The organism is Micromonospora sp. WMMD1120 (assembly GCF_029626235.1).
GTDB lineage: Bacteria > Actinomycetota > Actinomycetes > Mycobacteriales > Micromonosporaceae > Micromonospora.
The window spans coordinates 4,734,339-4,756,610 of the sequence record NZ_JARUBO010000005.1 but is presented as its reverse complement, the minus strand read 5'-3'; the positions used below and the strand labels follow the sequence as shown (position 1 = coordinate 4,756,610).

At 72.9% G+C, this 22,272-nt stretch carries 14 protein-coding genes; 3 read left to right on the top strand and 11 right to left on the bottom strand.

Annotated features, from left to right (window positions below; genetic code table 11):
- Window positions 1-22: 22 nt before the first annotated feature.
- The 7 genes from O7634_RS21915 to O7634_RS21885 form a co-directional block, all read right to left on the bottom strand.
- Window positions 23-2,209, bottom strand: coding sequence for an NHLP family bacteriocin export ABC transporter peptidase/permease/ATPase subunit (locus O7634_RS21915; RefSeq protein ID WP_278151990.1), 2,187 nt, complete (start codon window positions 2,207-2,209; stop codon window positions 23-25).
- Window positions 2,206-3,015 carry a hypothetical protein gene (locus O7634_RS21910; RefSeq protein ID WP_278151989.1) on the bottom strand — a complete coding sequence of 270 codons (810 nt, stop codon included), beginning with the start codon at window positions 3,013-3,015 and terminating at the stop codon, window positions 2,206-2,208. Before O7634_RS21910 ends, O7634_RS21915 begins: the two co-directional genes overlap by 4 nt.
- Complete coding sequence (locus O7634_RS21905; RefSeq protein WP_278151988.1) at window positions 3,012-4,472, bottom strand: SagB family peptide dehydrogenase; 1,461 nt, start codon at window positions 4,470-4,472, stop codon at window positions 3,012-3,014. The genes O7634_RS21910 and O7634_RS21905 overlap by 4 nt, the downstream gene beginning before the upstream one ends.
- Window positions 4,473-4,513: 41 nt before the next feature.
- Window positions 4,514-6,784, bottom strand: a complete 2,271-nt coding sequence (locus tag O7634_RS21900) for a TOMM precursor leader peptide-binding protein (RefSeq protein WP_278151987.1) — start codon at window positions 6,782-6,784, stop codon at window positions 4,514-4,516.
- A 166-nt stretch (window positions 6,785-6,950) separates the two neighbouring features.
- Window positions 6,951-7,967, bottom strand: a complete 1,017-nt coding sequence (locus tag O7634_RS21895; RefSeq protein WP_278151986.1) for a hypothetical protein — start codon at window positions 7,965-7,967, stop codon at window positions 6,951-6,953.
- A 151-nt stretch (window positions 7,968-8,118) separates the two neighbouring features.
- Entirely contained in the window at window positions 8,119-10,938 is a 2,820-nt protein-coding gene (locus O7634_RS21890; protein ID WP_278151985.1) for a LuxR family transcriptional regulator, read from the bottom strand.
- A gap of 507 nt (window positions 10,939-11,445) precedes the next feature.
- On the bottom strand, window positions 11,446-12,141 hold the full coding sequence (locus tag O7634_RS21885; protein WP_278151984.1) for a demethylmenaquinone methyltransferase: 696 nt from the start codon (window positions 12,139-12,141) through the stop codon (window positions 11,446-11,448).
- Window positions 12,142-12,327: 186 nt separating this feature from the next.
- Here O7634_RS21885 and O7634_RS21880 point away from each other — a divergent pair, with 186 nt between their 5' ends.
- Window positions 12,328-13,572 (top strand): PQQ-dependent sugar dehydrogenase, encoded by a 1,245-nt coding sequence (locus O7634_RS21880; protein ID WP_278151983.1) that lies wholly within the window; start codon window positions 12,328-12,330, stop codon window positions 13,570-13,572.
- A 152-nt stretch (window positions 13,573-13,724) separates the two neighbouring features.
- Here O7634_RS21880 and O7634_RS21875 read toward each other — a convergent pair whose 3' ends face one another.
- The 3 genes from O7634_RS21875 to O7634_RS21865 form a co-directional block, all read right to left on the bottom strand.
- Window positions 13,725-14,306: a TlpA disulfide reductase family protein gene (locus O7634_RS21875; RefSeq protein ID WP_278151982.1), complete on the bottom strand. Its 582-nt coding sequence runs from the start codon at window positions 14,304-14,306 to the stop codon at window positions 13,725-13,727.
- Window positions 14,303-14,734, bottom strand: coding sequence for a hypothetical protein (locus tag O7634_RS21870; protein ID WP_278151981.1), 432 nt, complete (start codon window positions 14,732-14,734; stop codon window positions 14,303-14,305). The genes O7634_RS21875 and O7634_RS21870 overlap by 4 nt, the downstream gene beginning before the upstream one ends.
- A gap of 76 nt (window positions 14,735-14,810) precedes the next feature.
- A complete protein-coding gene (locus O7634_RS21865) occupies window positions 14,811-16,853 on the bottom strand; it encodes a M6 family metalloprotease domain-containing protein (protein ID WP_278151980.1) in 2,043 nt (680 codons plus the stop codon).
- Window positions 16,854-17,072: 219 nt separating this feature from the next.
- Here O7634_RS21865 and O7634_RS21860 point away from each other — a divergent pair, with 219 nt between their 5' ends.
- Together O7634_RS21860 and O7634_RS21855 are read left to right on the top strand one after the other, a co-directional pair.
- Window positions 17,073-18,302, top strand: coding sequence for a helix-turn-helix domain-containing protein (locus tag O7634_RS21860; protein ID WP_278151979.1), 1,230 nt, complete (start codon window positions 17,073-17,075; stop codon window positions 18,300-18,302).
- A 103-nt stretch (window positions 18,303-18,405) separates the two neighbouring features.
- Entirely contained in the window at window positions 18,406-20,568 is a 2,163-nt protein-coding gene (locus tag O7634_RS21855) for a UvrD-helicase domain-containing protein (RefSeq protein ID WP_278151978.1), read from the top strand.
- A gap of 165 nt (window positions 20,569-20,733) precedes the next feature.
- Here O7634_RS21855 and O7634_RS21850 read toward each other — a convergent pair whose 3' ends face one another.
- A complete protein-coding gene (locus O7634_RS21850) occupies window positions 20,734-22,266 on the bottom strand; it encodes a cytochrome P450 (protein ID WP_278151977.1) in 1,533 nt (510 codons plus the stop codon).
- Window positions 22,267-22,272 lie beyond the last annotated feature (6 nt).

The following is a 22,272-nucleotide window of genomic DNA, read 5'->3' as shown; positions in this document are numbered from 1 at the left end:
GCGTCTCCTCGGATCGTCGTGGTCACTGGTCCCGGACCAGCCGCGCGTACGCCCCGTCCCGGGCGAGAAGTTGCTCATGGGTGCCGCGCTCCACCTCGCGACCGCCGTCGAGCACGACGATCAGGTCGCAGTCGCGGATCGTGGACAGCCGGTGGGCCACGATCAGGCAGGTCGCGCCCCGCCGTCGCAGGTGCCTGTCGATGCGGCGTTCGGTCTCGGCGTCCAGCGCGCTGGTGGCCTCGTCGAGCACCAGCACCCGGGGGTTGCGGACGAGCGCGCGGGCGATCTCCAGGCGCTGCCGCTGTCCGCCGGAGAAGTTGCGGGCGTTCTCCCGTACCGGACTGGCCAGACCCCCGGGGCGGGCCGCGACGTCGTCGTAGAGGCACGCGTCGGTCAGCGCGCTGACGACGTCCTCGTCCGCGACGGTGAGGTCCCACATGGTGACGTTGTCCCGGATGGTTCCCTCGAACAGCCGCTGGTCCTGGTCGACCATGGCGACGGTGGCCGCCCAGAGGCCGTCGTCGGCGCCCGGCCGGTCCAGGCCGTCCACGGTGACCCGCCCGCTCCACGGCCGGTAGAGCCCGGCGACCAGCCGGCCCACTGTCGACTTGCCGCTGCCCGACCGCCCGACGAGCGCCACCCGGGCGCCGGGCGGCAGGTCCAGGCTGAAGTTCTCCAGCAGCGGGCGGCCCAGCGGGTTGTAGCCGAAGGTGACGTCCTCGATGCGCAGGTGCCCCTCCATCGGCGCCAACGCTCGGGGGGGTCGCTCCCCGGTCGACGGCAGCGGGTACCGCTCCACGTCCCGCAGCCGGTTCAGGTCGGCGCTCATGTCCTGTAGTCGCGACCCCAGCGCGGTCAGGTTGCCCAGGGGCCGATTCATCGCCGCGGCGAGGCTCTGCATGGCGACCAGCACACCGACGCTCATCGCCTCCGCCACCACCTCGCGGCTGCCCAACCCCAGCAGGATCGCTGTGGTCCCCGAGGCGAGGAACGCCGGCAGGACGGAGAGCACCGCGGTGGGCACCCCCAGCCGCTGCTGACGGGTGGCGACGGTGGCGTGCCGCGCCGCGAAGCGGGCCACCGCGCGCTCCTCCTCACCACCGGCCTTCACCGTCTCGATCAACTGAACGGTGGTGTAGACGGTGGTCACCAGCTTGCTGCGGTCCGCCTGGAGCCCGGCGACGGCGGTCGACCGGGTCGAGGCGACGTACCGCAGCACGCTGACGTTCAACCCGGCGAGGACCACCGCGCACAGCCCGAGCAGCAGGTCGTACTGGCACAGCAGCGCCCCGTACGCCAGCACCAGGCCGGTGTCGACGACCGTGGTGGCCGCGCGGCGGGTGAGCACCTCGGCGACCACCTCGTTGCCGCGGACCCGCTGTCCCAGGTCGGCGGCCTGGCGCTGGTCGAAGAAGGTCGGCGGCAACCGGAGCAGATGTCGGAAGAAACGGGCGGCGCTGGCCAGGGCGAGCGCCGTCTCCGCGCGGACGGTCAGGCGTTGCTGGAGCAGGCTGGCCAGGAAGGTGAGCACGGTGGCCACCGCCACCGCCGCCACCAGACCGGCCAACGCGGCCCGGTCCTCCTGGAGCAGCACCCGGTCGACGAAGACCTGGGCCATCACCGGGATGGTCAGACCGACCACCGCGATCAGCAGCCCGAGCAGCAGCATCTGCGCGATCGCCGAGCCCGGCCCGCGCCACCGCTGCGCCAGCGCCCGCAGCAGGCGGTACCGGGCGCCGCCCGGCCGGAAGTCCGGCCCGGGCTCCATGGTGAGCACGATCCCGGTGAAGGCGCCGTCGAACTCCTCCCAGCTCACCGCCCGAGGGCCGGTGGCCGGGTCGTTGATGGACACCTTGCGGCCGAGCCCCTCCAGCACCACGAAGTGCTCGAAGCGCCAGAACAGCACCGCCGGCAGCGCGACGGTGGCCAGACCGGCCAGGTCCATCTGGAAGCCCTTGGCCACCATCCCGTACCGGCGGGCGCCCTTGAGGACAGTGGCGGCGGTGGAGCCGTCCCGGCTCACCCCGCACACCCGGCGCAACTCCTCCAGCGGCACGTGTCGGCCGTGGTGGGCGAGCAGGATCCCGAGCGCGGCGGCGCCGCACTCCACCGCCTCCATCTGGATCAGGGTGGGTGTGCGGACCCGTCGACGCCGGATCCTGGGCAGCGCGGCCGTGCCGGTGGCGGCGGTGGTCGTCGGGGCGCTCATCGCCGCAGCAACCAGTCGATCGGGTGTTCCCGGTCCACAGTGAACCAGGCGGTGACCTCGCTGGCCGAGTTGAGCTGGAACGGCGGCGGGGCCTTCGTCCAGCGCAGGCCGCCCGGCGCGGCCGGGTCGGGTTCCAGGGCGACGGTCACCCGGATCACGCTGCCGTGGGCGAGCAGCCGCCGGACGTCCGGCCCGGTGCCCAGGAAGGCGCGCAGCGAGGCTTCGGTCTCCGGGAACGCGCCGACGGTGGCCACCTGCCCGGCCAGGGTGCCGAACACGTTGCGGGGCGCCGCGGCGGCCGCCACCTCGACGGGCACCCCGGGTTGCAGCAGCGGCGCGGCGACGGCGGGCGCGTAGACGACGGCCTGCAACGCGTCCCCGGCGGTGTCGAGGCGTTCCAGGTCGGCCAGGTGCGTGCCGGGGGTGACGATCTCCCCCTCCGACACCAGCCAGACCACCACGTACGCGTCGCCCGGCGCGTTCTCCACCCGCACCCTGCCGTCCTCGCCGCGCAGGCTGTAGAGCGGGGTGCCCTTCGTCACCCGCTGGTGTGGCGCGGCCCAGACCTTGGTGACCTGACCGCTGTCGATCGCGTCGAGGGCGGAGATCCCGTTGGAGTGGATCAACACCCCGGCCGCCTCGACGGTGCGCGGCACCACGGTGCGTACCGACCAGACCCCCGCTGCCACCACGATGATGGCCAGCGCGGCGGTGGCCAGCCAGTTCGGCACCGTGGTCAACCGGACCGCCCGGTCCAGCTGCTCGGGCGCCTCCAACTGACGCAGCGCCTGCTGTCGGAACTTCATGGCCGATCCGCCGTCGCGGGCGGGCCGGCGACCCGGCGCGAGCCGAGCAGGAAGTCGGCGACGCTCGGCTCGACGAGCGGGTCCAGCCCGGACAGCTCGGCGAAGGCGGCGCTGTCGCCGGCGCCGAGAGCGCACGGCGCCAGCTCCATGGCGGTGGCGACGAGATACATCTGCTGGGTCAGCACACCCGCGTCCTTGAGAATCATGGCGTAGCTCATCCCTTCGTACTTCCACATCAGCCGCTGCACGCGGGCGGTGACCACCAGGACCGTCTGTGGCGGCCGCGGCATGGCGCCGGCCGCCCGGGCGTACGACAGCAGGCGGTCCGCCGCGGCCCCCCAGCCGGCCACCGGCTCCAGCCGGTGCCCGACCGCGTCGTAGTGGTAGAGCCCGGGGTCCAGCCCGGCGCACCGCGCCACCAGCGGGTAGACCTCCAACTCGTAGACCCCACCCCCTCCGGGGTACGGCCGACGGCCGACCTCCTGCCCGCCGGCCTCGCCGACGGCGCTGGTGTGCTGCGAGCGGTACAGGAACTCGGCCAGCCGCTCCATTGGCAACGGCGCCTCGTCGTCGTGCTCGCGTACGCTGCGCCGGTCCGCGACGACCTGACTGAAGGTGGGCTCCGCCTTGGCGATCGTGGCCAGATCCGGCAGCGGCAGCTCGATCGCCCGGCCCCCGTCGTACGGGCGGCGCAGCGGTTGCGGAGCGAACCGCTCCCGCATCCGGTAGGTGCCGCCCACCGGCAGCGCGTGCCGGCCGGCCCGGGAGCGGTGGTGCAGCCGCAGCTCCTCCGGCGACCAGTAGGCCAGCGGCGCGTCGTCGCACTCCGCCTCGAACTCGGCATCGCTGACCAGGACCCGGGCGGTGGTCAACTCGTCGAGCACCCGGCCGGCGACCGCCGGTCGTACGCCGAGCGTGCGGGCCACCGTGTCCGGGCCGACTCCCGGCACGGCCGCGACCAGCAGCGCGCCGATCGCGCCGTCGGCGCAGCCCACCGTGAGGGTGCTCAGCGGTGACGACGCCACCAGCCGGCCCCGCTCGTGGTGCAGGGTGGCGAAGCGGGAGAGCCGGTGCCGCGCCCCCGGGGTGTGCAGACGACTCTCCGGCAGGCTGCCCCGTCCCAGCCCGGTGGGCACCAGATCGAGCAGCGCCCGGTCGTCTACCTGGACGCGGCGCTCCAGCCAGGAGTGGGCGAGCAGCCGGCGCAGCAGCAGCTGCGCGGCCAGCACCCGGCTCTCCCCCTCCAGGCCGCTGATCAGCCGGCCGACCTCCACGTCGCTGACCCAGTCGGCGGCGAGCTGCAACAGCAGCGCCCTCCGGCTGATGCCGGGCCGTTCCAGGGTGAGCTGGAAGCGGGTCTGCCGCAGGGTCAGCGAGCCGTCCTCGCCGAGGCGCAGCTCGGCGTCGCGGCGCAGCCGGTACGCCTCCTGGACCAGCGGACCGCCGACGGTGGTCATCCCCACATCCCTTCCGCGTCCCGGTCGCCCGGGAGCGCCGGTCAGAAAAAGACGTTCAGCGGATTCGCCGACGACTCGTCAGCGGCCAGCGGCTCCCGGCCGAGTCGGGCCGGCACGTCCCACAACCGGCCGGGACCGAGCCGGCGCCAGAAGTGCCGCAGGCCCGGCACGATCACCTTCACCACCGACAGGTCGACGTCCGGCCGGGACTGGTCGACGACGATCACCTCCAGCCCGGCCGACTCCGCCCGCCGTACGCACCGCCGTACGTCGTCGCCGATGTCCCCGGTGCTCAGCGGTGGGTGGTCCGCCGCGGTGCGTGTCGCCCGGGTCGGGTCGGGGGTCAACCACTGCTGTTCGGCCACCCGCACCGTGCCGAACCAGCGGGCGCTGTCCGGGTCGTCGACGCCGTACCGGTGGCGTGGCGAGGTGGGGCCGGGCACGGCCGGCAGGAACTGGTTCACCTCGGTGAGCGCCCGGGTCAGCGCGACCCGCGCGTCCAGGTGCGCGCCGAAGCCGACCAGGACGTCCTCCGGGTGGGTGTCGGTCCGTCGGGACACCGCGGCGAACGTGGGCACGCCGAGGTCGGCGGTCAGGTCGAGAGCCCACAGCTCCCGGCCCAGCACGTTGGCGTGGTGGTCGACGCAGGCAGCGGTCCAGGGGTCGGCGAACGAGCCGAGGTCCACGCCGGGCATCCGGGACCGGTGGTACCACCACAGGGCAACGCTGTCGCGCTCCACGAGTTCGCAGAAGCCCTGCAGGATCGCCTCGGCCAGGGTGCCGCCGGCCGCGCAGCCGTTGGAGTCGGCCGAGCACACCGCGAGGCCGGTCAGCTCCGGATGCCCGTACCAGCAGTACGCGGCGGGCAGCTCGCGCGGCGTCCGCCGGGTCAACGACCAACCGGTGCTCCAGTCCAGCTCCACCTCGTCGCCGAGCGGGCGGGGAATCCGGTGCAGGTGACCCAGGTCGGCGTTGAGCCGGTCCCGGTCGGCGTACTGGCGTGGCGAGAACAGCAGCAGATCCCGCAGGTGTACGGCGCGGTCCGGACCGAGCTGCCGGTAGCTCGCCCGGTGCACCGGGCGGTCGCCACGCCACACCCCGCAGTAACGCTCCACGGCCTCCCCGAGCGCGCTCATCCGGGCCTGCAGGTCGGTGCGGCCCTTGCCGCCGCTCTGCCCGCGCAGGTTGCGACGCAACCCGGCGAGTTGGCGGGGCTGGGCGAAGTTGTGCCCGGCCGAGTAGGTGTGGGTGACGCCGTTGTCGGTCGCCTCCAGCGGGGTCAGCCGGCTCACCACGCCCAGGTAGCGGCTGACGTGGTGGGCGAGCGCGGCGTACGCCTCGGCCGGTTCCCGGGTGCGGGAGTCGCCGGCCCGGCTGGGCTCGGCGCCGCCGGGTGGCAGGTCGATCCGCGGCTCGGCCTTGCGAATCAGGTCCGGGTCGCCGCACGCGGGGCACTGCGGCTGGCGTACCAACCGGTGGGTCTCCGTGCTCAGGTCCCGGGTGTCCACGGCGACCATCCGGCCGGTGAGGCGGGGTGACGTGCCCCGGACGGCGAGCACGGCAAGCTCGGTGGCGAGCAGCCCGGCGACCATGGTGGCCGGTCCGGGCACCGCCGCACGACCGGGTTCGGGTAGCGGGCGGCCCAGGTCCTGCCCGTCCAGGAAGGCGTTGACCTGCTCGTTCTCCTGCCAGCGTTGACGCAGGCAGGCCCAGCAGCCGGTGCTGCCGGGGACCAGGTGTGGGCCGAGGAAGACCACGTTGCCGTGCGGCCGGGCCAACGTCCACTGGCGACCGGCGGCCAGGTGACGCTCGTTGACCAGCGCCAGCCGGGGGTCGGTCATCGACGACGGCAGCACCAGCACCTGACTCGTGCCGGGGGCGTCGTCCTCCGGTCCCACCAGCGTGACGGCGACCCCGAGGGCACGCAGCGCGTCGGCGGTCTCCGTCGCCCGGGGCGCGCCGAGGTCCACGATGGTGACGGTGCCCTCGGTCAGCCACCGCTGCGCGGCCTCGGGCGGGACGCCCCGGGCGTCCCAGCCGGCGGCCTCCGCGTGCGACGTTGTCGCCGCGCCGGATACCAGCAGGTCGTGGTCGCGCAGTCGGGCGAGTGCGGCGGCGACGGCGGCGACCGGGTGCCGGGTCGCCAGCCGGCTGACCACGTCCGCCAACGGCGTGCTGCCGTCGAGGTGGTCGGCCAGGTCGGCGGCGACCGGATCGTCGATGAGCAGACTGCGGGTCTCCCCCAGCACCACCAGCGGACCGTCCGGCAGCCGTACCGGCAGGTAGTCCGATCGGAAGCGCGGACGCCACATGGTTCCTCCCGAGCCTGGTGGGCCGGACCGCGCGAGCACGGCTGCTGCCATCGTCGCGGTAGCGGGCGTCCGATCCGAGTGATGCCACCGGTTTCTGCCGCCGGCGGTGACGCCTGACGGGCGGTGCGCGGTCGGGCGGCGACGCCGCCGTACGCCCGGTGCACGGTCACCCGGTGGTGACGCTCAGCGCGGTGTCGTTGAGCCCGAGCACCGTCGCGCCGGTGCCCTGTGCCGGTACGAGCAGCAGGAACGTCTCCACCCGGGTCACCCGGATCGACGTACCGCTGATCGCCGTGCGGTGGCCGGTGGCGATCAGGTCGGGGCTCTGCGGCACCATGCGCACGGTGGCCGGACCGCCGGGCGCCGGGCGCAGCGTGTCGGTGGCGTGGATCGTCAGGAAGGTCAGCGTGCCGGCCGGCGCCGCGACCGCGCAGTCCGACCACTCGGCCCGGTCCATGGCCCGCTCGACCTTCGCGCCGACCCCGGCGAGCTGCTGCCCGTAGACCTCCCACCCACCGGCGAACTGTCCGTCCAGCAGCGGGCTCGACGCGACCAGGGATCTGTTGCCGGTCGTGGAACCGATGCTGCGGGCGAAGACCTCGGCGGCGAGCGCCCGGCCGGTGGTCTCGTCCACCGCCGTCGCGCCCTGCGTGGCGGGCCGGCCGTCGATGCTGCGGGCGACCACCAGCGCGGGTTGGGTGACCTGGACGTTGTGGCTGAGCTTCCACTGGCCGTCGTCGCCGCGCACGAACTGGCTGACGTCGGTGGGCGCCAACTCCGAGCCGGCCAGCCGGAGGGTGGCCGTGGCGAGGAAGCAGGACGGGTCGCCGGGTGGCACCGCGAAGGCCGGGTTGATGTGCTGGAACGACGGTTGCGGACGCTGGTTGTAGGCGGCGCGACGGATCGCCGCGATGCTGAGGTCCAGCGAGGGCGACACCTCCTGCGTCCGCAACGCCTCGACGTCGCCGGCCACCGAGGCGGCCGAGTCCGCCTGGTCGAAGGCGGTGAGCACCAGCGCGGCGCGCTCCCGACCGAACGTGGCCGAACCGGCGGGCGCCGGGGTGGCGGCGTCGACCGGCCCACCACCGCAGCCGGCCAGCACGAGCAGCGTCATCGCGGCGGCGACGAGGGGCACCGGCACGGCTGGGGCACCGGGGCTCCTGGCGGATCTCTTGCCCAGCATGTCGTCCTCCATCCACCACCGGCGCACGGGGATCGTGCCCGATGCAGTCGAGTATGTGAGCGACTGTCGGGCCGGGCCGGGGGCGGCGCGGCCTGGTGCTGCCCGGCCCGTCGGCGTTGCACGCGACGGCGTCATCCGGCCCGGAACGACGTCACCGATCGGTGTCATCGAGCCGGGCGACCCAGGCGACCAGACCGGACCGGGAGGCCACGCCGGCCTTGCGGTAGATCCGGGTCAGGTGCGCCTCGACCGTGCGGGGGCTGATGCTGAGCTGCCGCCCGATCAGTCGACTGGTGGCCCCGGTGGCCGCCAGGCGGGCGATGTGCCATTCCCGGTCGGTCAGGGCGGCCACCTCACCCGTGCCGACCGGGCGGGCCAGTCGCAGCGCCACCCGCTCCGTCCCGCACCACCCGGCCAACTCCAGGGCCTGACGGCGGGCCCGTGCCGCCCGTCCGGCCTGGTCGGTGGCTTCGGCGGCCCGCGCCAGGGAGGCCAGCACGAGGCTGCGCCGCAGCGCCATCCCGCCGGCGCGGAACAGGTCGGCCGCCGTCTCCAGGTGCCGCAGCGCCGTCGGGGCCTCACCGCGGGCGAGCAGCACCTCGGCGTACGCCGACTCGGCGAAGCCGCGCTGCCCGGGTAGGCCGACCTGGTCCGCCCCGGCCATGGCCCGCCGCGCCTGCCGTTCGGCCTCGGTCAACTGACCGGCGGCGAGCGCGGCGGAGCTGAGCAGCTCGAACCACATCGGCCGGAGGGTGGTCTGCAGGCGGCTCAGCCGGTCGTCGCCGCCGGCCGAGCGCACCAGCTCGGCGCAGGTGGCCGGATCACCGGAGAGCAGGGCCGCGGTCGCCAGCGCCAACGCTCCGGTACGGCCACACCAGGTGGCGAGGTCGGTGGTGATCGCGACGGCGCTGCGGGCCAGGGCCACCGCCCGTTCGTCGTCACGGGGGCCACCCCGCCAGGCCGTCGCCTCCGCCTCGAACGCCAGGGCGAAGCTCAGCAGGTGGTGGCTGCCGATACGCCGTGCCACGATGCCCGCCTCGGTGGCCAGCGTGATGGCGGTGGTGAGCTGACCGCCGTGGTAGGCGACCTGGGCCCGCGCGAGCAGGAGCTGGCACAGCCCGTCGTCGCGGTGCGCGGCGCGGACGAGCGTCAGCCCGCGGTCGAGGTGGCGCACCGCGTCGGCCTGACGTTCGACGTACAGCTCGGTCAGGCCGAGCGCGGTGAGGCAGTCGGGGTGGTCGCGCACGTCCCGGTCCGGCAACGCGTCGACGATCCGGGCGCCGGCGTCGACGAGATCCCGGGCGTCAGCGAGCGCGCCGTCGTGAGCGGCGGCCAGGCTGCGCACCGCCAGCAGGCCGGCCCGGTCGGCGGCGGAGCCGCCGGGATCGCCGGCGAGCGCGTCCGGCAGACCGACGATGGGACGGCCGGCCAGGATGCCGGCGACGCCGATCTCGGTGGCGAGGCGGTAGCCGACGCCGGGCGTGCTGTCGGCCGGCAGGGCGGCCAGCTCACGCCTTCCGATCGCGACCGCTTCGGGGTAGTTGCCGAGCAGCCGTTCCACGCGTGCCCAGAGGGCGACCGCCTGGGCCCGTCGTCCCGGTGGGTCGGTGGGGAACAGCGGCACGATCTCCTGGAGCAGGGCTCTGCTCTCGGCCAGGTCGCCGGCCTCCCCGGTGATCTGCGCGAGCGCGAGCGCCACGTCCCGGCGCCGCTGCGCCGAGCCGGACGGCGGGCGCAGCACCCGCAGCGCCAACCGCAGCCAGCGGATCGCCAGCTCCGGTGTCTCGCGGCGGATCTCCTGCGCGGCCCGACAGAGCACGTCGACGCAGCGTTCCGCCCAGCGGCCGTGCGGCACGGCCAGCAGACGCTCGGCGTAGCGGGCCTGGTCGGTGGCGGGCGCGCCCATCTCGACCAGCGCGGTGAGGGCCCGCGCGGACGCCTCGGCCCGCCACGCGGGGTCGGTGTCCTGCACGACCGCCAGCCGCAGCACCGGGTGCCGGAAGGCGAACCGGGCGGTGCCCGGCACCCGCCGGATCAGATCGAGTCGGGCCAGTCGCCACCCGGCCTCGACGGCGCGTGCCGTCGGGAGCTGCGCGACGGCGGCGAGCAGGTCCACGGCGAACGGCGCGTCGACGATCGCCCCGGCCCGCAGGCAGGCCAACTCGACCGACGGCAGGTTGGCCCACTCGCGGCGCAGCACGGCCACCACGGCGTCGGAGAGCAGGCCGCCCGGCGTGCCCCGGATCCAGTCGGCGCCGCCCGCCCCCGGGCCACCCGGCAGGGCTGCCAGGTAACCGGGGTTGCCGCCGGTCACGTCGTACCGGGCGCGCAGCTCCGCCTGGTCGAGGTGGGGATGCAGCGGCGCGACCTCGGCCAGGCTCAGCGGGTCGAGTTCGATCCGTTCGTGTGCCGCCGCCTGGTCACCGGGGTCCGGCGGGCCGAACGGCATCGGGGTCGCCATCTGCCGCGGCCGGTAGACGAGCACGAGCAGCAGCGGGGCGGGCACCGGATATCGCAGCAGGTGGGCGATCAGGCCGGTGGAGGAGGCGTCCGCCCAGTGCAGGTCGTCGAGGACCAGCGCCAGGCCGTCGCGGGCGGACAAACCGATCAGCCGACGAGCCAACTGGAACGTGCGGAACCGCTGGGCGTCCGACCCCGGCTCCGGCGTCATGGCGACGGCCGACTCCAGCCAGGTCTGCCCGGTGCGCCCCTCGACACCGCGCCCACCGCGCGGCGGCTGACCTCCGGTGAAGGCGTGTCGGAACACGTGGAACGGAACTCCCCGCTCGTCCGGCGCGCACGTCCCGACGGCGTACGCGAAGGTGGGACCGCAGCGCCGCAGCGCCTCGCGGACGAGACGGGTCTTGCCGATTCCCGGCTCCCCGACGACCTCGCACACCACCTGTCGGCCCCGGCGGACAGCAGCGGCCTGGGCTTCCTGGATACGCGCCAACTGGGCTCGTCGCCCCACGAAGCACAGACCTGTCGACGTATTTTCCAGCCCAGGATTCAGCACGCGGATCGGACGCTTTCTGGCACACGCCAAGGGGATTGGTCGCACTATACCGAAGCACCGGCGAATGTCGATGCGATCAGTCCATTACCGGAAGCAATGCGGCGCGGATTCTGCCCGGACTCGCATCACAACCCGCGGAAGGGGACCGGTCAGCAAAAGCTCGGAACCATATCCGTGAAACCCAATAAATCACCTCTCGCCCACCGATCCACGGCACCGGGGTGCGCACAAGTGCCACCTGTCCCGATATCGGGGAGATCATGAGCGCCGACGCCGCCGGGGCGGAATGGCGAAGCCGGGTCGACCGGAGTAGGCAGCGCACCCGGGCAACTTGCACCACGCAAGCCGCCCGGAAGAACGGCGCGCGCGACAGCACCGGGAAACGCGTTCCGGGGTCACACCCGGCACGACTCCGGCCGTACCGCCACGGCGGGTCCGCCGGACACGCGCGACGACGAGCGCTCAGGCGGGCTTGGTCGCGCGGTGCAGCGCGACGATGCCGTTGGTCAGGTTGCGCCAGCTCACCTGGCTCCAGCCGGCGGCGGCGATGGTGGCGGCGAGCTGCTGCTGACTCGGCCAGTCGCGGATGGACTGGGCCAGGTACTCGTACGCCTCGGGATTGGAGGAGACGATCTTGGCGAGGCCGGGCAGCGCCCGTGGGATGTAGTTCTGGTAGACCGTCCGGAAAGGCGCGAACAAGGGAGTCGAGAATTCGCAGACGACGAGTCGACCGCCGGGCCGGGTGACCCGTGCCAGTTCTGTGAGCGCCAGCCGGGTGTCATTCATGTTCCGCAGCCCGAACGACACCGTGACGGCGTCGAAGGCTTCGTCCCGGAACGGCAGAGACAGGCCGTCCCCCGCCACCATCGGAACGTCACGGCCGAGGTCACGCCCGCGCCTGAGCATCTCCTGGGAGAAGTCCGCGCACACACAGAAAGCGCCCGACCGGCCCAACTCCACTGTCGACGCGCCGGTGCCACCGGCCAGGTCGAGAACCCGGTCGCCGGGTTCGGGACCGAGCGCCCTACGCGTCTCCCGCCGCCAATAACGATCCAGTCCGAAACACAGCACCGTGTTGGTCAGGTCGTAGTGTCGCGCCACCCCGTCGAACATGGTGGCGACGTCACGTGGATTCTTGTCCAGATCGGCGCGGGGCATGGCCAGCACAGTAGCGCAACCCCCGACGCCACCAGGCCGGCCGCCGGCGGCGGGTCCCGGGCGAGCGGGGCCGGGTCGCCCCGACCTCGACGACGACAGCGGACCGGTTGGATATTGATCCAACCCAATGTATCGTGGGAACGCTCCCAGACCGCTACCACCACCCCACTGATCGAGGAGCCGCTCATGTCGCGACGACGTCGTCGCCCGGCCACCGTCCTGGCCGGACTACTCACTCTCGTCCTGTCCGCGCTGCTGTTGCCGCCGGGGTCGATGACCGGCGCCGCCGCGGCAGCCGGCCCGTCCCACACCCGTGCGGCGCCACTCACCGAGCTGACAGTGGTCTCCGAACGGGTGGCGTTCGGTCTGCAGCGTCCGATCGCGATCACCGGGCTGCCGGACGGCCGGATGCTGATCGCGGAGAAGGCCGGCACCGTCCGCGCCTACCACCCCGACACCGGCCTGGCGGCCGACCCGGTGCTCGACCTGAGCGCCCGGATCGACACGTCGGACAACGAGCGTGGCCTCCTGGGCATCACGCCCGCGCCCAACTTCACCCGCACCGGGATGCTCTACGTGGCCTACACCAGCCTGCCGGCCGGCGCGCTGACCCTGGCGCGGGTGCCCCTCAACGCGCCGGACCGGTTGCAGGTGCTGCTCACCCAGGAGCACGCCGAGTACGGCAACCACAACGGCGGCCAGGTGGCGTTCGGCCGCGACGGCTACCTCTACTGGTCGACCGGCGACGGCGGCGGCGCGAACGACCCGTTCAAGTCGGGCCAGAACCTCGGGACCCTGCTCGGCAAGATCCTGCGGATCGACGTCAACCGCAGCTGCGGTGGCAAGCCCTACTGCGTGCCCTACGACAACCCGTTCGTCCGTACGGCGGGCGCGCGACCGGAGATCTGGCTCTACGGTCTGCGCAACCCGTGGAAGTTCTCCATCGACCCGGCGGACAACTCGCTGTGGATCGGTGACGTCGGTCAGGGTCTGATCGAGGAGATCAACCACATCCGTCCGGCGCAGCGGGGCGCGAACCTCGGCTGGTCCTGCAAGGAGGGCACGCCGGTGTTCGACCAGACGCAGTGCCGGCCGGGCGTACGGCTCACCGACCCGATCGTCGAGTACGACCACTACATGACCGAGAACTGCTCGATCATCGGCGGTCTGGTCTACCGGGGGTCGGTCACGCCGGACGCGCGCGGGACCTACATCGCGAGCGACTACTGCTCGACCCGCGCGTTCGCGGTGCGTCCGAAGTCCACGGGTGGCTACGAGTCGGCGGAGATCGGCACCTTCCCCACCCAGCCGACGGCGTTCGGCGCCGACGTGAACGGCGAGCTGTACGTGCTCAGCGACCTCCCGGGCTGGCTGAGCAAGGTGCGGTTCGAGCGGGTCCAGCCCGCAGCCGGCGGCGCGGCGACCCGCTGAGCAGCATTCTGACAGCCGTGGGGACGGCCGCCCGTGGGCGGCCGTCCCCGACCCGGTGAGCCACCGGCAGCGTTTGTGGCAGCGGCGGTGCCCCGGTGCGACGCCGACCGGTGCCGGGTCGGCGTCGCACCGAGGTGTCTGTGCGGCACGGACTACCGCGGACCGGCCAGCACCAGCTCGCGCAGTCGCAGGTCCAGGGCCGAGGCGTCCAGGCCACCCGGCCAGCCGCGGAGCAGGGCGCCGCCCTTGGCCACCAGCACGACGGCGGGCGGCTCCCGCACCGCGTAGGACCGCCAGATCGTCTGCTGGTCGTCCAGGACGACCGGATGGTCCACCCGGTGCGCGCGGAGGTAGTCCTGGACCTCGTCGGCCTGGTCCGCGCCGGCCACGCCGACGAAGACCACCCGGTCGCGGTAGCTGCGGGCCAGCTCGCTGAGGGCGGCCTGGCGGCTGGCGCAGGTGGTGCACCACGAGGTGAAGAAGGTCAACACGACGGGACGGTGCGCCCACAGCTCGGCGGCGGCGAGCGGTGTGCCGTCGGTGAGCGCGCCGGTGAACACCGGGGCGGCCGGTGCCGTGCCGGGCGCCGGGCGCAACGCCAGGTCGGCGGGGACCGGCCCGGGCAGCGCGGCGGCCCCACCGACGGGCGCCGGCGCCGGCTCGGGCTCGGCCGTGCCGCACCCGCCCAGCAGCGCCGCCGCCAGCACCAACGGCAGGATGCCACGCCTTCTCACGGGACCACCGCCACCAGCGCCGGCCCCTCACTGCTGTCCGACGTCAGGTCGAGCGCCGCCCGGCCGTCCACCTCCAACCGGTACGAGGTCCGCTGCGGCACCCGCACTCCGACGGCGAACTCGCAGTAGGTGGGCACCCGCTCCACCCTCAGGTCCTCTCCGACGGCGGCCACCGCGGTCCCCGCCGGCAGCCGCCCGCTGGCCACCGCCGCCCCGTCCGGGTCGAGCACCCGGAACGACGCCCGGTTGTGGAAGTGCTGGTACGGGCCGGTGCCGGCGCAGTCCACACCGGCGGCCCGGATGTTGATGTCACGGACCAGGACCCGGACCGTCGTCGGGGAGACCGCCTCCGGGGCCGCGTCTGCGGGGCCGCAGCCGGTCGCTCCGGCCAGCAGCAGGGGTAGCAGGGTCACGACGCGTCGCCGCACGTCATCCTCCTCTCGCCCACCGGCCGGGTCCGCGGTGTTGCTGCCGCCGCGGACCCGGCCGGATCGGGTCAGCCGGTCAGGACTTCTCGACCCGGCACTGCGTGGTCACCGTCTTCGTCGGGTCGCTCTCCGAGGTCGCGGTGAGCTTCACGACACCGGTGTCCGCGGCGGCGGCGGTGGCGCCCACCGACACCCTGACCGTGGTGGCCTTGCCGAACTGCGCGGTGGTGAGCCGGTTCGGCAGCCAGCTCCGCCAGCCCTTGCCGGCCACCTCCGCCGACAGGCGGTAGACATCCGACCTCAGGTACGCGCTCGCGTCCTCGGGGTGCTGCTGCCCGCCGGCCGAGTAGGAACCGGTGTTGATCAGCTCGAACGAGCAGGTCACCCCACGGTTGGTCGGCTTGCCGCCGCCGGTCACCGCGCCCTTGCCGAGCGCCACGCCGTGGCTGCTCGGTCCGCCGGCGCCGTCCAACGAGCGGACCCCCACCGTGTACGACAGCGAGCCGGCCGAGTTGCGCTTCAGGTCGATGACGTAGAAGTGCAGCCGGTTGGCCTCGTCGACGTACTCGTACTCGCTGCCGGTGTCCGCGCCGGCGTGGAACAGCGCGTCGGAGAGCTGCCGGTAGTCACCCATGGTGATCTTCTGCGGGGTGCCGTCCGGCCGGTAGAAGTCGATCATGTCGATGTCCTGCGGGTTGGCGTCCACCACCCACTGGAACGGCGCGCTGTCGGCGTTCTTCGTCTTGCTGACCAGCACACCGCTGTCCGGGGTGAAGGAGTCCGCGCCCATCCGGTCGACGACCTCGACCGTGTAGTTGTTGAAGTTGCCCCCGTCGCACAGCGGGTCGGTGGTGACGGCACAGGCCGGCGACAGGTCCTTGTTCAGCGCGATGTTCACCCCGGTCAGGCCCTTCGGGCCGGCGTCCACCGCCCGCGCGGTGACCTGCGCGACCACCATGCCCGAGGAGGCCAGCGACTCCCGGGACAGCCGCAGCACGTGCTCCTCGCCGAGCAGTCCGATCTTGAGTTTGTCCCGGACGGTGTGCAGCGAACCCATCGAGCCGCCGTTCGTCGGCGGGATCTGCCAGCGGGTGTGCGGACCGCCCGGACCGTTGAACGACCCCCGCGACATCATGCTCCAGATCCCGGTGTACGCCCTGCGCAGCGGCTCGCCGTACGGATTGTTGTAGTTGTCGCCGATGCCCAGCAGGTGGGTCAGCTCGTGGGCGTAGACGCCCATGCCGGAGCTCTCCCCCTGTGTCGAGGAGCCGCCGCCGGCGTTCGGCCACAGCGTCGCCGCGGCCTTCCACGAGGTCCACTCCACGTACCGGGTCTTCGCCCAGTTCGGCAGGCTCGGGTCCGGCGGACCCCAGGAGTCCGGCACGTCCTCCTTGTTCTGGAAGATCATCTGTCCGAACTCCTGCCAGGTCGACGACTCGTCCTGACCGGCGCTGAGGATGAACACCAACTCGTACTGGTTGGCGACATCCTCGCCGACAGCGGCCCGCCAGGCGCCCAGGCCGTCGGTGCGGATGTTCCTGCCACACACGTCACCGCTCGGGCAGGCGCCCGGGTTGAACCCGTTGTCCAGGCCGTACTGATAGGACTTCGCCGGCATCTGGTACGGCCCGAACCCGGTGAGGTCGACGCCGTAGCGGCCGTTGGAGTCCTGCATCCAGTACTCGTGCAGGGTGTGGCCCTTGTTCAGGGCGTTCGGAGTGTTCAGAAAGTCCTGGTAGAACGTCGGCACGTCCGCCCGTGCGATGTTCGTCGCGACGGACTGGGGATTGCCGAACACCGTCGAGCGGGCCGGCTGGGAGACCGCGAACGTCTGGTCCGGGTAGTCGAGCGCCACCAGTGCGATCCTGAAGTTGCGCACCGAACCGGACACGCTCGGGTCCGCCCAGTTCCTGCCCGGCACGGCCCGGTAGTCGTCCCAGGTCATCGTGTCCGGGTTCTGCCACGCCTGCGGGTCGAGGACCTGGAACGGTCCGGTGCCGCCGGCCGGGTTGGCCGGGGCCGCGGCGGCCTGCGCCGCCCCGGTCGCCACGAGCGTGGTCACCACGGCGGCGGCCAGCACGGCCCGCCGCAGCCGGGTTCGATGGGGGGTACGGTGCACGGAACCACCTCTCGTCGGAGGAACGCGGCGCCGGCGCCCGGTGGGGGGTTCGCGAAGACGCCTGTCGGCAGGCCGCGCAGCGAATCTAGGAGGGTGGGCCGGTGGCGGTCACTGTGCAGATGTCGGCAGGTGGGCCGACGGCTTCCGACACCTGACGGATCGGCGGCTCCGGACAGGTCAGTCAGCGGGCCCGGAAAGAGACGCGGGCAGAGGAGTCACATGCACGGCGAGCTCCAACGAATCGTCGATGCCGTCGCCGCCCGGGTGGGGCGGCCCGCCCTCATCGAGGACCGGCGACAGCGGGTGGTCGCCTACAGCGAGCACGACGGCCCGATGGACGAGGTCCGCCGGACGTCGATCCTGCGCCGGCAGACGACGCCGGAGGTGATCGCCTGGTTCCGCGACATCGGGGTGCTCACCGCGCACGCGCCGATCCGCACCCCCGCCTGCGCCGAGCTGGACCTGCTCGCGCGGGTCTGCGTGCCGATCCGGCACGACGACCTGCTGCTCGGGTTCGTCTGGTTCATCGACGCGGACGGCTCGATGACCGACGCCGACATCGCCACCGCGACCGGCCCGCTCAGCGACCTGTCGCTGGCCCTGTACCGGGAGAACCTGCTCGGTGAGCTCGCCTCGCAGCGGGAGACCGAGGCCACCCGTACCCTGCTGGTGGAGAGCCGGCAGGCCCGCGAACACGCGGTGCGGGCGCTGCTGGAGGAGGGCGTGGTGGCCGGCGACGGGTCGACCGTCGCGCTCGTCGCGCAGCTCGTGCCGGCGGGCGGGCGGCAACCCGACGAGGTGGCCCGGATCGCCCTGGAACAGGCCCTGGTCACCACCCGCCGGTGGATCGGGGTACGCGAGACGCTGCACCTCGTCTGGCACGACCACGGGGTGCTGCTGCTCTGCGGTGACCGGGGCGCCGGTCGGCCCACACCGGAGGCGTCCGCCGCGCACCTGGACGAGGCGCTGTACGCCGCCAACCGGGGCCTGGTGTCGGTGGAACGGGCCGTGACCGGGATCGGGCAGCCGCGCGGCGGGCTGTCCAGCGCCGTCGAGTCCTACCAGGAGGCCGCGCACGCCGCCCGGGTCGGCGCGCAGCTGCCCGCGCTGGGGCGGGTGGTCTCCTGGGCCGGCCTGGGCATCTACCGGGTGCTGTCCCGGCTGGACAGTCAGCACCTCGACGTCGCGGGTGTCCATCCCGGGCTGGAGCGGCTGCTCCGCGACGACGCCCACCAGGTGCTGCTGGAGACCCTGGAGGCCTATCTCGACCTGGCCGGCAACGCGCACGCGACAGCCGAGAAGCTTCGACTGCACCGGACCACCCTCTACTACCGGCTGCAGCGGGTGGAGCAGCTCGCCGACACCGACCTGAAGGACGGCAACGAACGGCTGTGCCTGCACCTGGCCATGAAGCTCGGCCGGCTCACCGGCCGCTACCGCACGACCTGACACCGGATTCGGTGGTCGGTCGGGGAAACCGAACCTATGCTTGCCGCCGGCATGGGCCGGAACGATTTCCGTTCCGAGCGGAACACCGACGCAAGGACGGCGAATGCGGCGAAACTCTGCTCTGCGCGACAGCACTGCTGACTCCGAGCCACCCGCCCCGTTCCCGGCGGACGTCGCACGCCGCTCGGCGGTCGCCGAGGAACAGGCATTTCTCGACCTGGCCACGACCCGGCGCGAGGCGCTGGTCGACCACCTGCGAGCCGAACTCGCCACCGAGGCCCGGGACGCGGTGGAGCAGGCCCGGCAGCGGATGCTCCGCCAGCAGCACGACGAGCTGCGACGAGCGGCGGACGGGCTGGTCTTCGGCCGCCTCGACGGCCTCGACGGCACCGTGCGACACGTGGGGCGGGTCGGCCTCCGCGCCGACGGCGAGGACGGCGAGCCGCTGCTCGTCGATTGGCGCGCTCCGGCGGCCCGACCGTTCTACACCGCTACGGCTGTCGACCCGCAGGGTCAGGCACGGCGTCGTCACATCCGCACCACGGGGGCGACTGTCGTCGGCGTGGACGACGAGCCGCTGGACGGGACAGTGGCGACGAATCTCGTCGGTGAAGGCGCCCTCCTCGCCGCGCTGGACCAGCGGCGCACCGGCCGCATGTCGACGGCGATCTCCACGCTGCAACGCGAACAGGACGACATTATCCGGGCCGGGGCCACCGGACCGCTGATCGTGCAGGGCGGCCCCGGCACCGGCAAGACGGTGGTCGCCCTGCACCGCGTCGCCTACCTGCTGTTCACGCACCGGACGATGGCCGACCAGGCGGTCCTGATCCTCGGCCCCTCACCGCGGTTCCTCCAGTACATCGCCCAGGTGCTGCCGGCGCTCGGTGAGACGGCTGTCGTCTCGGCGACCTGCGACACCCTGTTGCCAGGGGTCCGCGTGAGCCGTGCCGAGAGCCGGCTTCTCGCCGAGGTCAAGGGCCGCGCCCTCTGGCAGCTCGCGCTCGACACCTACGTCACGTCGCTGCTTCCCCGGCCCCGCGAGCTGAAGCTGCGCTGGGAGGGCGAGTTCCACGTCATTCCCGCCGCCACGGTGGGGCACGCGCTCGCCTCGGCGGTGCGGGGACGTCCGTACCACCGCGCCCGGACCGTATTCGCCGAGCAGGTGCACCACGTCCTCACCGAGGCCGTCGTCGAGCGGCGCGAGGCGCTGATGAACGAGATGGAGGAGGGCTTCGAGGACATCCTCGCCCGCGTCGACCAGAGCATGCGGCAGGAGCACACCGGTGGCGCGAGGGCCACCGGTAGCGACGTCGACGGGTTGCTCTCCGAGGAGGAGGTCGAGCAGCTGCGCTGCCGTATCGCCGAAAACGCCACCATCGCACGCTTCGTCGAGGCGCTGTGGCCCACCCTCGACGCCGAGACCCTGCTGCGGGATCTCCTCACCGACCGCGCCCTGCTGGCCCGGTTCGCCCCGCAGCTGTCCCCGGAGGAGATCGTCGCGGTTGCGGCCGAAGCCGAACCCACCGGATGGACACCGAGCGACATTCCTCTTCTCGACGCCCTCGCCGACCTCCTCGGCGAGGTCGACGCCCCGCGACCACAGGGCGAGTTCGCCGCCGACCGCGCCCGCCGCCAGCGCGGCTGGGTGTACGGCCACGTGGTCGTCGACGAAGCGCAGGAGCTGTCCGAGATGCAGTGGCACATGGTCCTGCGGCGCTGCCCCAGTCGTTCCATCACCGCCGTCGGCGACATCGACCAGGCCTCGGCGGCGCACCGACACACCAGTTGGGCACAGGCGGTACGGGCGGTCTTCGGCGACCGCTGGACCGCCGCCGAACTCACCATCTGCTACCGGACCCCGCGCGAGGTGATGAGCCGTACCGAATCGGTCCTCAGGAAGGCCGGCAGCCACAACACGCCGCCACGGGCGGTACGCTCCTCCGGCATCGACCCCTGGGAACTCGCCGTCACACCGGCGGACCTCGCCGACGCCGCCACCCGAGCGGTGCGGCAACTGCGGCAGCGGTGGCACGGCGGCAGCGTCGGCGTCATCGCCCCCGCCGACCGCGTCGCCGCGCTCCGCTCCGTGCTGAGTGACGTGCCAGTGCTGACCGCCACCCAGTCCAAGGGCCTGGAATGGGACGCCACGCTCCTCGTCGACCCCCAGGGCATCGCCGCCGAGCCGCGCGGCTGGAACGGCCTCTACGTCGCGCTGACCCGATGCACCCAGGAACTCGGACAGCTGATGGTCACGCCGCGGTAGGCGCCGCGAGGTAGCGCCGGTCTGCCACCGCCGCCGCACGCCCGGCCACTTCCGCCCTGCTCGGGCCGGTCGCTGGAGTCCGCTGGCCGGTCGACGCGCGGGGCCCTCCTCGGGCTGACCCGAAGAGGGCCCCGGCACTGGTCCCGGGTGTGTGACCTCCGGCGATCAGACTCCGGCCGTGCCGACCCGCGCTTCCCGGGGCCGCAGGATGAGGCGCGCGCCGTGCTCGGGGACGGTGACGACGATCCGGCTCCGGGTGCCCTCGGGACGCGGGTCGGCCCGGTGCAGCTCGTACCGGCTCAACACCTCGCGGATCACGGTCTTCATCTCCATCAGGGCGATCCGGTCACCGAGGCAGCGGATGCGACCGCCACCGAACGGAATCCAGGTGTAGGTGCCGGGCTTGACGCCGAGGAACCGCTCCGGACGGAACACCTCGGGGTCCGCGTAGAGATTGGGGTCCCGGTTCATCAGGTAGGCACTGGCCCACAGGTGCATCCCGGGCTCGTACCGCACCCCACCGATCTCGATCGGCTTCATCACCTCGCGGGGGATGATCTGCGGGATCGACGGCCGCAGACGCAGCACCTCGTTGACAGTGGCGGTCAAATAGTCGTCGCTCTCCCCCGCGTCGATCTCGGCGACCAGCCGCTCCCGGGCCTCGGTGGCGTGGCTCAGGTACTCGAAGGCCCAGGTGATGGCCGCGACGGTCGTCTCGGTGCCGGCGAGGAAGATCGTCATCATCTCGTCGCGCACCTCCTGCATGCTCAGCGGGGAGCCGTCCTCGTGGGTGATACCGAGGAGCACGGCCAGCATGTCGTCACCGGCCTCGCCCGACCTACGCCGGTCCTCGATGGTCTCCATGATCAGCGCATCGGCCTTCTCCCGCAGTTGGAGGAAGGTGTGCAGACCGAGGGGCCGGAACGCGGTCAGCACCTTCACCGCGGCCGGCGGCATCTTGTGGATCATCATCGCCGAGCCGACGCTGTCGTTGAAGCGCATCATCCCGGTCAACAGGTCAAGCAGTGCCGGCCACTGCTTCGGCACGACCCGGCCGTAGATCACCTCGCGGATGACGTTGAGCGTGAACCGGTGGATCAGAGGATGCAGCGGGGCGGCCTGCCCGGTCTGCCAGCCGGCGATGTCCTTCTTGGCCATCTCGACGATCGAGGCCCCGATGCGCTCCAGCGCCGAGCCGTGGAAGCTCGGCATCAGCAGCTTGCGGCGGATGCGGTGCTCCTCCTCGTCGAGCCACGCGAGCCCGGTCTGGCCGAAGTACTTCTCCAGGGTCGCCGAGCCGTAGCCGGTGTGCAGGACGTCGGCCGGAGCCAGGAACATCTGCCGAACCTCGTCCGGGTCCGAGATCACGTAGACGGCCCGGGGAGGGATCCTGATGCTGACCTTGAAGCGGCTGCCGTACTTCTTGTGGTTCTCCTCCACGAAGGCGGCCGGCCGCCGCCAGTACGAGACGAGCTGCCGCAGGGCGTGCTTGTTCGACCCCGGAAGCGACTCGGCAGGGATCGGCGCCCGCTGCGGCGCGGCGGCGGCCTTCGGTGCGGCCGAGCCAGCCGCGGTGTGGTCGACCGGACACCGCTCAGCCGGCGCGGCCGCTGTCACGCCCTGGCCCGCTTGGCTGTCCGGCGCCCCGTCAAGGGTCGGCTTGGAAACATCCATCTCCTGGTATCCCTTCTCGAACATCACGTG